A 13978-nucleotide genomic window follows, 5' to 3' on the forward strand; every position below is an offset into this window, starting at 1 on the left:
GACTTAATTAATATACACCATACCTACCCAATAAGTCAAGGGGTAATGTTTAGGGAATAAAGCGCACACCATATCGCCCTTTTTTTGAACGATATACTTCCACTTCAGCTGGCTCGTTATGGCCGTAAATCCAACCATCCTGCTCCATCCGCTTTGCAAGACATCCTGCCTGAAATTTGGTTGCGTACAATTTACTGAAATATACCCAGTGCATTCCACTCGTCCTTTCTTGAAATCATCATTTATCCCTGCTTTCGTAGAATACCCCAATTCCATAAAAATAGCCGCCAAAGAAATAAATCTCCAGCGGCAACATCTGTAATTATATTACAAGGCCTTCAACGCTCATTGAAACGTGGCTTTAGGGTCCTTCTTCAATTTCTCCAGCATTTCGTTACCCTTTGCAGCCCACTCGCCAAGTGCTTCTTTTGGGGTCTTTTTATTTGCAAGTACTTGATTGAAGTACTCCATTCCCTTATCACTCACTTGGTACAGGCTCGGCATTTTTTGATACATTTTATCCATATTGGTATTGGTCGGAGGAACCGGCTTCAGTGTATAGAATGCCTGGATGTTGTAATCCAAACCATCCTTTGGTTTAATGAAGCTCTTCCGAGAAACCATCTCATAACTGCTGCGTGCTTTGATCTTCGCCCAGTCTTCACTGTTCATATACTTGATCAATTCCCATGCATCATCAGGGTTCTGAGCTGAACTACTAATGGCCATAAGATTGCTCAGATATATATTGCCACCGATTTCGGGAGCTTCCGGATGAACCGGAGGTGTGACAACATCCCAATCCACCTTCGTAAAGTCTTTCATTTTATCCGCATTTTTGTTGGCATCAATCAATTGATTAATGTAGCTGTAGTCTCCAATCACCATGGCTGATTTGCCACTCAGGAACAGATCACCCTGAAGCGGATTATAACGTCCACCGTCATCCTGATCCTGTGGTTCGTCTCCTTTAGGGATCACTTTATCCAAGGCAAGTTTGCTTATCGTACTCCATACTTTCTCCCATTGAGGAGAATCAACGGTCATTTTTTCTGCTTTGTCATCAAAAATCTTCAGCTGCAGAGAGTTATAATACTGTGACATCGTATAGTAAGGAGATCCACCTTGATAGGTGCTGAAAGAGAAACCAAACACATGGTCTTTTCCTTCACCTTTTGTAAGACGGGTACCCAGGTTGAAAATATCATCCCATGTCATATTATCCGTTGGAGGCTCCACGCCTGCCTTCTCAAACATGCCCTTGTTGTAGAACAATGCTGAAGAGGAGAACGTTGGTGTCAAAGCGTAGATACTCTGATCTCCCAAATCCTTGATTCCTTCGAGAACACTTGGCACAATATCCGACGTATCAAACTTGTCTTCCTGGATCAGTGGGTCCAGTTGTTTCACCATGTTTTCCTGAATTAACGACTTGATTGTCGACGTATCCGCCACGATGACGTCTACCGGGTTATCCCCTGTCATAATCTTCTTCAAGCTTTCCATGGTATCCGGAACGTCCTTCTGCTCCTCCTGATTACCATATCCATACATGCTGCCCTGATCTACGGCAGGAACCACTTCAATCGTGATATTCGGATGTGTCAATTCAAAAGCATCGGTAAACTGCTGGCGGAAATAGCTGTCATCCTGGCCCCCCCACATCGTTGCTACACGCAATACACGCTGCTCGTTATCCTTGGACTCACTCGCTGTACAACCCGCAAGCAGCGGCAATGCCAGACTGGCTGTAGCCAGCACGGCTAGCACCCGTTTTCCCCAAAACCTGTTCTTCATCTCCCAATTCCCCCTCTAAAATTATCTTGGCGGTGTAATGACAATACGTTCACCGTCAAATTCCAATGTGGCACGATTATCAATGGACAGCGCCTCCAGATACTCCTTGGGCACCTGCAGCCGTCCCGCCCGGTCAATGATGACAAAGGCTTCATGAATGTCCGGGGCTCCCGCCTCCGACAAATCATGTTCATCATCCAGATTCGGATTGCGCTTCACGAACTCGGTACTGGTCAAGCCGTCCCGAATTGCCACGATCCGGTCCACCTTGCCAGCAAGGGTTAAGTCATGAGTAACAATCACAATGGTGACCCCGAGCTCCTTGTTCATTTTGCGAAAAATACCCATGATGGTATCACATGTCTCCGAATCCACCGATCCTGTCGGCTCATCGGCAAGCAGCAGCTTGGGGCGATTCGATAGCGAGATGGCAATCGCCACCCGCTGCTGCTCCCCTCCGGACAACTGATGCAGCTTGTTGTGCATCCGATCCTTCAATCCAACCCACTCCAGCAGCTGCATGGCATAGGCACGATCTCGCTTGCCCCCAAGAATCATGGGCGTTTCCACATTCTCCAGTGCTGTGAGGTAAGGCAGCAGGTTACGGCCGTTATTTTGCCAAATGAACCCTACCGTATGACGTTTGTACTCGACCAATTGGGCATCTGTCATTTTCAGCAAATCCCAGTCTCCCACGACAGCTGTACCGGCTGTTGGACGATCAAGTCCACCCAGAATGTTAAGCAGTGTGGATTTACCACTGCCACTATTACCGATAATGGCCATCATTTCACCTTGATTGACAGTCAGATTGAGACCTTGAAGGGCAACGACTTCCACATCGCTGGATTTAAAAATTTTGACAAGTCCTTCGCATTGGATCACGTTTACCTCTCCTCTCCCATTTTGACTGCCTGGTGAACACGCAGCCTGCGGATTTGCCACAGCAGCATCGTTGCTCCAATGATCAGCATGACCACGGTCACGCCGTACAGTTGCAGCATGTCTTTCTCTTCAAATACAATCCGGAACGGAGGTACCTGTGCAGACACATTATCCGTGGTTTGCAGGAAGGGCAGGAACAGACGGCTGGATACCTGACCAATGCCAATACCGAGAATGATGGACAGACCCGCCGTGAACACCTGCTCCAGCAGCAGCATGCCGCTCAATTGCGCCCGGGATAACCCCATTGCCCGCAGTACACCGAACTGCACTACACGCCCGGATAGATTGAAGAACCAGTACAGAATGTATCCGATCAAGGAAATAATCACCGACACAAGGAATCCAAGACTCAGTATGCCGAACACCCCGCCTCTTGACGGATGTTTGCCCTGGGATACCAGCTCTGTACGCACATCGCGAACAGACGATAACTCAATGCCTTCTGCTGCAAGTTTCTCCATCAAAGGAGCAACTTTGGCATCCGGCTCCATCTTCAGCCAGACCTCATATGGAATCAGAGGCACCTGATCATAGATATAGTCCAGATTGGCAATGAAAAACGGCATCTGATCCGGGTACTGAGCAGGCCAGTAAGGTATAATGCCAAAGACCACAAATTCAATCGCCTGGCCCTGTACACCAATGGAGACGAGGTCTCCGGTTTTGAGCTTGAATTTGTCTGCAAATTTGGAAGAGATCAATACGGCCCCTTCATATTTTCCAAGCAAGTCAAGGTACTTATAAGGATGTGCCGGGAACAGATCGTTGCGGAACCACGCCACTTGGGCAAAATCCACATTGTCGATTCCCACCAGCATTCCCTGTCCACCCGATTTGCCAGAGACAATAATATTGCCTTTCGTTTGCAGCACTCTCGCTGCATGTTCAACACCATTCAGGCTCCGGAACACTTCAAAAGGTGGCTCTGAATAGATCATCTTGGTAGGTTGTGAAGAACCACCGCCCCCACCTGCTCCACCTCCGCCGCCATTCCCTCCGCCTGAACCGCCGCCTCCAGAGCCACCGCCACCATTACCTCCACCTTGCTGCCCACCACCTGAACCGCCATTTTGTCCGGAACCAGTCGGCTTAACCTCAGGTGTACCTTCCCACACCGTCTGCATAATAACATCCGAACCATATCGGTATAACGTCCGCTCGGTCGAGTTCAGATCAATCGTTCGAGCCGCTGCCGAGTTATACACACCAAGTCCGAGTGTCAACACCAGAAGGATCATTAAAGGATAGTAAGAAGACGATGAACGCGAAAGCTGTGTCAGCGTCAGATACAATGGAACCGGGAGAAACTTGCGACCGATCAGCTGAATGAGCTTGAGAATCCATGGGAATAACCGCAAAAAGAATAGACCCAGCGCAAAAATGGCAAGTGCCGGTACAAAGAACAGGAACGGCTGTACCTGAAGCTGATCTGTCGTCATTCCCGTCTGGAAGGTCAACATTTGCCGTTCATAGAACAGATAATATCCGTATCCCGCCAGCCCCAGCAGCGCAATATCCAGGAACCAGCGCTGCCATACCGGCGCACGATCCGTACGGGCCTGCCGCCGCTTGGCCGATACAATGGTCGCTCGCGCATAGGTTATGGCCGGAATGAGCGAAGCTATAATGGCCACCAAGACGGCGATAAGCCCAAGCAGGATCGCTTCTTTCGATATCCCGATCGGAATGGATTTCCGATCGACGAACGACAGGAATCCGCTGGCTGAACCAATGCTTTTGGCCATAAACCATCCAAGAAATGGTCCAATGACAAGCGCAATCGCTCCCAGAAATATACCTTCAAGCAGATAAAGAGAGAAGATCTGCCGTGCTGAAGCTCCGCGACTGCGTAATACGGCTATGTCACTTTCCTGCTTCTGTAACGACTGTCTGGCATTCATCGCAATAAAATAAAAGACCATCGCAATCATCGGTGCTGCCAGCGTGAACAGCATGGTCTGCAATTGCAGACTCTGACTGCGGAATTGCTTTAACAAATCTCCGAAGGTAATATCCACTTTCGTATCCTTCAACCGCTGATACAGATCGATATCGAGCCTTTCCAGCATAGAGGTCAGCCCCGGGAGCTGGCTCGTTTGAATCTCTTTCAGATCAAACGCATAATACCAACGGGAATTCTGAAGCGGAATCCCTTTTTCCTTTAGCAAAACATCATTAAATACCGATTCATCCACATAAAGTCCGTTCATCATGCCGTCAAATCCCTGCACCCAGTACGGGCTGGTTGGATTATCCGCCTTGAAGGAACCTGTAATCTTGACACGCAACGTAATATCAAGACCGCTGTATACCGGATATTCCAGAACATCTCCGATATGCAGATCGTTGCGATACATGCCCTCTTCCAGCATGACCGCTTCAATGATATCGTCTTTGACCTGGTTGCCCGGCTTCACACCCGAAGAATAATTGACCTGTGCATCCAGGCCTGTCATCGTGCCCAGACTCATGCTGCGGACCCGGCTGGCATCCACTTTGGTAGGATCTTCCGGGTTCACCTCTGTACTGCGGATGGAACGGGAGTTCACATACGTATGAAAAGGAAAACCGATGTCACGAGGCACATCCTCGCGAATATATCGATCCACTTCTTCCAGACCCCGTGTGTCTGTCTTCACACCCCCAGGTGCCTGGTAACTCATCAACAACGAGCCGGCTGGCAGGCCCTCACTGTTATCCTGCAGCGTCTGGGCTACGACCCGCTTCAGCGCACCATCGGCATACATCGGAATACTGACGGTGAACGCTACCGCCACAATCAGTCCGATCAGCGTGCTGAACGTCATCCAGCGAGTGTTCCACATTTTGCGGAACAACAGTCGAAGCAATGGCAGCCCCATTAGCGGCCCACTACTTTCTGTCCGACAGTCAGACCTTTCAGAATCTCCACATCCGTAGACGTCTGCTGCCCGACCTCCACGTCCACTTCACGCTTGCTTCCATCACTCTCCACCACTTGCACGTACGTTCTTGAACCGATGGAGCGCAAAGCAGATACCGGAATAACAATCGCGTTCTCTGTACGCTGGGTGACAATCGATACGGTCAGTGGTGTGCCGCGTTCAACACCCTTGGGCAACTTCGCCAGCGAGACGATAACATATTTATCCAGGCTTTCTTTCGCTGGAGGTGTTCCGCCTTCTCCCGAACCTTCGCCACTGCCACTGCCGCTGCCACTTCCGGATGCTTGAGCTACAGGCATCACTTTAACTTTACCAGCCACTTTGCCTGCACCATTAATGTCCACATCCGCCTTCATGCCTGCTGAGAACTTCTCCAGATCTTCCTTGGCAAACGTAGCCGCCACCACCAGATTGGAAGTGTCCGCTATGGTCGCAATCGGGTCATAAGCTTTAACGGCTGCACCTTTCTCCACCTGCACGGCAATGATCGTTCCTCCGAACGGAGCGGTCAATGTGGCTTTGCCCAATTGTTCCTCCAAATCGGCAAGTTCCTGACGAAGCTCTTCAAAGGCAATCGTGGACTCTTCGAACTCCACCGGGTCCATCTCATCCCGTTTGCGAAGCGTTTCCTTCATTTGAACTTCCGATTTGCGAATCTGCAGGTTTTTGGCCCGAATTTCCTTCTCCACGCTCTCTACATCGAGAACTGCGAGAAGTTGACCTTTTTTCACTTTATCTCCCGGTTTTACATTTAACTCTTTGATATGCATGCCATCCAGCGTAAAATACACCTTTTCTTCCCGCTGGCTCATCATCTTGCCGCTTCCGCTTACTTTCTTCTCCAACGTCTCTGTCCGAACTTCATATTCCGGCTTTTTGGAGATCGTTGGCGGTGTAATGGGCGGAAGCACTTCTTCCTCTGTTTCTGCCGGCAGCAAAGAACAGCCGGACATCGTTGCAGCCACTATCGCACCAAGCACAATAAGCGCTGCGCGCTTCCCCCTCTTCGGAGCGGCCCCTTTACTTGATAAATCTGCCGTCCGCCATTTCATAAACATGGTCCGCAACCTCCAAAATCGTAGGATCGTGTGTAGTCATACAAATGGTTACTTGTTCAACTTCAATAATATTGCGAAATACAGCCATCACCTGTGCTCCCATTTTGGAATCGAGTTCCGCTGTCGGCTCATCTGCGAGCAGCAATCTCGGTCTGTGGGCTATCGCTTTGGCGATAGCCACCCGCTGCTGTTCTCCCCCGGACATCTCGAATGGACGGTGCTTGACCCGTTTGGTTAGTCCAACCAGATCCAGACAATGACCTACCCGGTCCTTCCATTCCGAACGCGGCACGTCCGCCATCCGCAAGGACAGCTCTACATTTTCCCAGGCAGACAACAAGGGCATCAGCGCATACGCCTGAAAAATAAAACCGATTTCCTTACGCCGCAAAGCGGTCCGACGTCGGTCCCCCCAGTCCTGAAGAGGCTGGCCGGAGAACAGAATATCTCCACTTGAAGGTTGATCCAGCCCACCCAGCATATTGAGCAGTGTCGTTTTCCCTGAACCTGATCGCCCTTTCAACATCACCAGCTGCTGCGGGTTCACTTCCATATCAATGCCTTTGAGTACATGAATAATGCGGCTTCCTGTTTGAAAACTGCGGTGAACATTGCGAACCTCCAGAACAGGTCCGTCATATGGAGGCAACAGATCCCTTTTGGATGAGCCGGGTTTCTCTTCTGGTTCAGCAGCCGCAACGGCAATCTCATCCAGGCTAGTATCACTGGTTATGTCGTGCGACTCAATGGATGGGTTCTGCGGTTCACTTATGTATGTCGTGGCATCCTGCCCGACTGATTCCTGCTGCTCCATTTGCCCGACTGCATGCCCTTCGCCTGACTGGCCCTTGGCAGGTTTCATTTTGAAAAATAACTTCTTCATGCCAGCAATCACGCTCATCCTTTCTTCACTTCATATCCCATTCACTTCATCAAGACACTAAAAATAGAAATCTATTCCAACCTACCCTGCATTATAAACGACGGATCACAACTAAAAGTTACAAGCTTTTTACAACGTTCCAGTGAAAAAGTTAATATTTTGATGAACAAACGAAAAAAGCACCCCAACGAACGGGATGCCTCTTGCATATTCCATGAATTTGCCGCTATGGCGGCAATCGTTACAATTTTGATACCGTTCACAAGCAAACCTTTCAATCTGCTCTGAATGATATTATTTACCAAATGAAGAAGGATCTTCACGCCAGGATTTGAGCAGTTCAAAATCGCTCTCCTGGATCGTCCCCTCAGCCAAAGCCACATCCATCAAAGCGGTATAATTGGACAGAGTTTGCAGCGGAATTCCCGCTTCTTCAAAAGCCTTAATCCCTTTATCGAGCTGATAGCTGAAAATCGCCAGTACTGCCAGTGGAGTCGCCCCGGCTACACGTACTGCCTCAGCGGCTTTAATTGAACTGCCTCCAGTCGAGATCAGGTCTTCAATGACAACAACCTTTTGCCCTTCGGTGATCAGACCTTCAATCAGGTTCTCTTTGCCATGTCCTTTGGCTTTATCACGAATGTAAGCCATGGGCAGATTCAGCTTCTGGGCGACCCAGGCAGCATGGGGAATACCTGCGGTTGCTGTACCTGCGATGACTTCAGCATCGGGATATTGATCACGAATGATTGCAGCAAATGCCTCAGCGATGTCGTTACGAATCTCGGGATAAGACATCGTTAAGCGGTTATCACAATAGATGGGTGATTTGATGCCGGATGTCCAGGTGAATGGCTGCTGCGGACGCAGGGCCACCGCTTTAATTTTCAACAGTTGGGAAGCAATATGGTTCGGAATCTCAGTAAGTTCGATCATGCGTTCAACATCTCCTTCAAAATGGTTTCTGCCGCTTCACGCGGATGGGGAGCGCCCGTAATGGGTCTGCCTACGACAATGTAATGGCTGCCTCTGGCAATGGCTTCACCTGGTGTCAGGACCCGAGTCTGGTCTCCGAGGCCACTTCCTGCAGGACGAATGCCTGGTGTGACCGTGTGAAAATCACTGCCACAGGCTGCGCGGATCGCGGGTACTTCCAGCGGAGAAGCAACAACGCCATTGAGACCTGCCTCACGAGCCAGTCCTGCATAACGGACTACTGCTGCTTCAACGCTTCCCTGGATGCCGATCTCGGCATTCATCGTCTCCTGACTGGTACTGGTCAGCTGGGTAACCGCAATAATCTCAGGTCTGCGCAAGGAAGGATCAGCAGCCAAAGCTGCCTCTGCCCCTTCACGAGCTGCACGCATCATGCTTGTACCTCCAGCCGCATGCACATTGAACATATCCACTCCCAGACGGGTTATGCTTTCAGCACCCCCACGAACCGTGTTTGGAATATCATGCATCTTCACATCAAGGAATACCGAGTATCCCTTCGACTTCAGCTCTCGAATGAAGTCCGGGCCAGCGGCGTAAAAGAGCTGCATGCCCACCTTCAGATAACAGGGAATGCCTTTGAGGGCCTGTACCAATTCCTGCGCCTGCTCCGCTCCAGGATAATCAAGTGCCACCATCAGACGGCCAGCCATTTCGTTGAAATTCGGGTGATTCATCATTCAGCGCTCCTTCCACAAGCTTCAATTTTCCGTTTTTGCCCGATATAAAGGACATCCCGCCAGCCCGAAGGCTGACTGATGTCCTTGATCAGTGACAAATCGTCTTATTTATTTTACAAGTGCCGGCATAGCCTCAGATGAGAAATTGATCGTTTGCAGCATGATCAACAGGGCACGAATCGTATCCAGTGAAGTCATACATACAATGCCGTTCTCTACTGCCTCCCGACGAATACGGAATCCGTCACGCTGCGGGGTTTTACCTTTGGTCAGTGTGTTGAACACAAAGTTTGCTTCGCCGCTGCGAATCATATCGAGAATGTTTGGCGAACCTTCACTTAATTTGTTCACCGTCGTCACCGGAATGTTTGCTGCTTCAAGCGCAGCTGCCGTTCCTCCGGTTGCCATGATTTTGTAACCCAGTCTATAGAAACCTGCAAGCAGTGGAACAGCTTCCTCTTTGTCTTTGTCTGCTACCGTTACCACGATTGCTCCGGTGGCCGGGATCTTCATGCCTGCACCGATGAGACCTTTGAACAACGCTTTGGCGTAGTTCGGATCACGACCCATAACCTCACCTGTGGATTTCATCTCAGGTCCAAGCGTTGGTTCCACACGACGCAGCTTCGCGAAGGAGAAGACCGGAACTTTTACGGAAACATGATCCGACTCAGGCCACAGACCATCGACATAACCCAGGTCTTTCAGCTTCACGCCCAGAATGGCTTGTGTTGCCAGGTTCGCCATCGGAATGTTGGTTACTTTGCTCAGGAAAGGTACGGTACGGGATGAACGCGGGTTCACCTCAATGATGTACACTTGACCACCATGGATAACAAACTGGATGTTAACCAAACCGATTGTTTTCAGTTCTTTTGCAATCTTGATTGTAATCTCTACAATCTTCTCTTTCAGATCCTGAGACAGGTGCTGTGGCGGATACACCGCGATGGAGTCACCAGAGTGAACCCCTGCGCGCTCGATATGCTCCATAATACCCGGAATCAATACCGTTTCACCATCACAGATCGCGTCAACCTCGACCTCTTTACCCATCATGTACCGGTCGATCAGGACCGGATGCTCCGGATTGATTTTAACCGCCTGCTCCATATATGTTAGCAATTCGGCATCCGAGTAAACAATCTCCATCGCCCGACCGCCGAGTACATAGGAAGGACGAACCAGTACCGGGTAGCCCAGGCTTTGAGCCGTTTCAACCGCATCATCTACCGAGATAACTGTTTTGCCTTTTGGTTGTGCAATTTCCAGACGGGAGAGCAGACGCTCGAACTTCTTGCGATCTTCCGCCTCATCAATGTTTGCCAGATCGGTTCCGAGAATTGTTACACCAGCGGCACGCAGTGGTGCTGCCAGGTTGATTGCCGTTTGACCACCAAACTGTACGATAACACCTACAGGCTGTTCCTGTTCGATAACGTTCATGACATCTTCGAAGAACAGGGGTTCAAAGTACAGGCGATCGGATGTATTAAAGTCCGTAGACACGGTCTCCGGGTTGTTATTGATGATAACTGCTTCATAACCTGCTTTTTGAAGAGCCCATACCGCATGTACCGTGGAGTAGTCGAACTCAATCCCTTGACCGATCCGGATTGGACCGGAACCTAGTACAACGACTTTTTTCTTGTCTGAAGGGATGACTTCATTCTCCGTTTCGTACGTCGAGTAATAGTATGGTGTCGTTGCTTCAAATTCGGCTGCACACGTATCTACCATTTTGTAAACTGGGCGAAGGTTTTCCTCTTCACGACGTGCTCTGACTTCAGCTTCTTTCGTCAACGTACCTCCTGGTTGACCTTGAGCACGCAGCTCAGCGATGGCACGGTCTGTGAAGCCAAGACGCTTCGCTTGATACAAGGTTTCGGAGGACAATTCGGATTCCTCACGAATGCGATCTTCGAAGCGGATCAGCCCTTCGAGTTTATCCAGGAACCACCAGTCAATCTTCGTGAGATCCTGAAGCTGCTGCAAGGTATAACCTCTGCGGAAAGCTTCAGCGATCAGGAAGATACGCTCATCATCCGCTTTGACCAAACGCTCGTTCAGCGTTGCTTCATCCAGCGTTTCGGCATCTTTCAGGTACAGACGGTGTACGCCGATTTCCAGGGAACGAACAGCTTTATGAATCGACTCTTCGAATGTACGCCCAATCGCCATAACTTCGCCTGTCGCTTTCATCTGTGTACCCAGTTTGCGGTTCGCCGAGATAAACTTGTCGAACGGCCAGCGTGGGATTTTGCTCACGATATAGTCCAGTGTTGGCTCAAAGCATGCATATGTTTGGCCCGTTACCGGGTTCACGATTTCGTCCAGTGTGTAACCCATCGCAATTTTGGCAGCCATCTTGGCAATCGGATAGCCCGTTGCTTTGGAAGCTAGTGCCGAAGAGCGGCTTACCCGTGGGTTCACTTCGATAACATAGTATTGGAAGCTGTGCGGATCAAGCGCAAACTGTACATTACATCCACCTTCGATGTTGAGGGCACGGATGATTTTCAGGGAAGCCGAGCGCAGCATTTGATATTCACGGTCAGACAGCGTCTGGCTTGGTGCCACAACGATACTGTCACCTGTATGAACACCTACCGGGTCAAAGTTTTCCATGTTGCAGACCACGATACAGTTATCGTTTTTGTCCCGCATAACCTCATACTCGACTTCTTTCATACCTGCAATGCTCTTCTCGACCAGACATTGACCGATCGGGCTATAACGAATGCCCGCTACGACTGTCTCGCGCAGTTCTTCTTCGTTCGCACAGATCCCGCCGCCTGTTCCGCCAAGCGTATAAGCTGGACGGACAATGATTGGATAACCAATCTCATTCGCAAACTCAAGAGATTCTTCAAGTGTTGTCACGATAACACTCTCAGGTACAGGCTGTTCCAACTCACGCATCAGATCACGGAACAAGTCACGGTCTTCCGCTTTCTCGATGGAGGTGAGCTGTGTTCCGAGCAATTTGACATTCTCACGCTCAAGGACACCGGCGCGTGCCAGTTCCACGGCCATGTTCAGACCCGTTTGGCCGCCAAGGGTTGGCAGCAGGCCGTCTGGACGTTCCTGACGAATGATTTGGGTTACAAAGTCCAGTGTAATCGGCTCAATGTACACTTTGTCAGCCATATTTGTATCGGTCATAATCGTAGCCGGGTTGCTGTTGATGAGTACAACTTCCACGCCTTCTTCTTTCAGTGCCTGGCAGGCTTGTGTACCGGCATAGTCGAACTCGGCTGCTTGACCGATGACGATTGGACCTGAACCAATCACCAGGATTTTTTTGAGGTCTTTGTTAATTGGCATGTTATTGTGCTCCTTTCACTGCGGCTGCCAATACGGCTTGACGCGCCTGTTGCGGGTGAGTGATCTTGTGTTCCCGAATCATCTCGATGAAGCGGTCGAACAGATAGCTGTTATCATACGGTCCTGGCGCAGCTTCCGGGTGATATTGCACGGAGAAGGCCGGGAATGTTTTATGTTTTAGACCTTCAATGGTCTTGTCGTTATTGTTGATATGTGTCACTTCAAGTTCCGTATTCTTCACGGACTCTTCGTTTACAGTGTAACCGTGGTTCTGGGATGTGATGAAGCAGCGTCCGCTCTCCAATTCTTTGACCGGATGGTTTCCGCCGCGGTGTCCAAATTTGAGTTTCTCTGTATCCGCTCCTGCCGCAAGTGCGAACAGTTGGTGACCCAGGCAGATTCCGAAGATCGGATATTCACCGAGCAGTTCACTGATCATTTTAACCGCGTGAGGAACGTCTTTAGGGTCCCCAGGGCCGTTGGACAGCTGGATGCCATCCGGGTTCATGCGGCGGATTTCGTCCGCTGTTACATCATGCGGAACTACGACAACGTCACAGCCCCGTTTGCTGAGTTCACGCAAAATCCCTGTTTTTGCACCGTAGTCCACCAACACAATACGTTCAGCCGTTCCCGGGCTGTTGTAGACATGTTGAGTAGAAGTCATAGGAACCTGGTTACGCAGTTCAGCGATGCTGGTGTCTCCCATCATCTCCAGCAACTCTTCCACAGGTTTCGATCCTGTTGTGAGAATTCCCTTCATTGTGCCGTGGTGACGGATTCGGCGAGTCAGCATGCGTGTATCAATCTCGCTGATCCCTACAATGCCGTACTCCTTAAGCAAATTGTCTACGCTGTATTCCGCGCGCCAGTTACTCGGTGTCGGCTCATGACGACGTACCACAAAACCGTGTACGAACGGACGAATCGACTCGAAGTCGTCACGCGTAATACCGTAGTTACCAATCAGTGGGTACGTCATGGTTACGATTTGACCGCAATAAGAAGGATCCGAAAGCACCTCTTGATAGCCTGTAATTCCCGTATTAAAAACGACCTCACCTGTTGTTTCACCTTCAGCACCGAACGCTTTCCCGGTGAACAGTGTGCCGTCTTCCAACAATAATCTTGCCTGTGCCTGCATCCCATTTCACTCCTCTGTGTTTATCAACGTTGAATACTTTGAGTTGAACATGGGGGACGTTACGTTTGGTGCAGCTCCGTGGGCAGAAAGCCCTTTGATCGCTGTTATCCCCGGATTACTTTGATCCCATTCTTCAAATGGAGTAATCCGGTGATAAAGGCGAACGCTTTGCTTCTTCGGGTTCTTTCTGCCCACTCCGCAGTTACGTTGGTGTCCATGTT

General features: G+C 49.9%; 10 protein-coding genes. All 10 read right to left on the reverse strand.

Annotated elements, in window-relative coordinates; all coding sequences use genetic code 11:
• Positions 1-49: 49 nt before the first annotated feature.
• Positions 50-214 carry a hypothetical protein gene (locus PPA03S_RS33420; protein WP_167666091.1) on the reverse strand — a complete coding sequence of 55 codons (165 nt, stop codon included), beginning with the start codon at positions 212-214 and terminating at the stop codon, positions 50-52.
• A 131-nt stretch (positions 215-345) separates the two neighbouring features.
• Positions 346-1797 carry an ABC transporter substrate-binding protein gene (locus PPA03S_RS23310; protein ID WP_062326370.1) on the reverse strand — a complete coding sequence of 484 codons (1452 nt, stop codon included), beginning with the start codon at positions 1795-1797 and terminating at the stop codon, positions 346-348.
• 21 nt (positions 1798-1818) lie between these two features.
• On the reverse strand, positions 1819-2682 hold the full coding sequence (locus PPA03S_RS23315) for an ABC transporter ATP-binding protein (RefSeq protein ID WP_062326371.1): 864 nt from the start codon (positions 2680-2682) through the stop codon (positions 1819-1821).
• Positions 2683-2684: 2 nt separating this feature from the next.
• Complete coding sequence (locus tag PPA03S_RS23320; RefSeq protein ID WP_062326372.1) at positions 2685-5606, reverse strand: ABC transporter permease; 2922 nt, start codon at positions 5604-5606, stop codon at positions 2685-2687.
• Positions 5606-6727: an efflux RND transporter periplasmic adaptor subunit gene (locus PPA03S_RS23325; RefSeq protein WP_062326373.1), complete on the reverse strand. Its 1122-nt coding sequence runs from the start codon at positions 6725-6727 to the stop codon at positions 5606-5608. Before PPA03S_RS23325 ends, PPA03S_RS23320 begins: the two co-directional genes overlap by 1 nt.
• A complete protein-coding gene (locus tag PPA03S_RS23330; protein WP_245683708.1) occupies positions 6690-7628 on the reverse strand; it encodes an ABC transporter ATP-binding protein in 939 nt (312 codons plus the stop codon). Before PPA03S_RS23330 ends, PPA03S_RS23325 begins: the two co-directional genes overlap by 38 nt.
• A 276-nt stretch (positions 7629-7904) precedes the next feature.
• Positions 7905-8546: an orotate phosphoribosyltransferase gene (gene pyrE, locus PPA03S_RS23335; RefSeq protein WP_062326374.1), complete on the reverse strand. Its 642-nt coding sequence runs from the start codon at positions 8544-8546 to the stop codon at positions 7905-7907.
• Positions 8543-9283, reverse strand: a complete 741-nt coding sequence (pyrF, locus tag PPA03S_RS23340; RefSeq protein ID WP_062326375.1) for an orotidine-5'-phosphate decarboxylase — start codon at positions 9281-9283, stop codon at positions 8543-8545. Before pyrF ends, pyrE begins: the two co-directional genes overlap by 4 nt.
• A gap of 111 nt (positions 9284-9394) precedes the next feature.
• Positions 9395-12613 (reverse strand): carbamoyl-phosphate synthase large subunit, encoded by a 3219-nt coding sequence (gene carB, locus PPA03S_RS23345; RefSeq protein WP_062326376.1) that lies wholly within the window; start codon positions 12611-12613, stop codon positions 9395-9397.
• Position 12614: 1 nt separating this feature from the next.
• Positions 12615-13757, reverse strand: a complete 1143-nt coding sequence (gene carA, locus PPA03S_RS23350) for a glutamine-hydrolyzing carbamoyl-phosphate synthase small subunit (protein WP_062326377.1) — start codon at positions 13755-13757, stop codon at positions 12615-12617.
• Positions 13758-13978: the final 221 nt, after the last annotated feature.

Origin of the sequence: Paenibacillus pabuli NBRC 13638 (genome assembly GCF_001514495.1) — a bacterium.
GTDB lineage: Bacteria > Bacillota > Bacilli > Paenibacillales > Paenibacillaceae > Paenibacillus > Paenibacillus pabuli.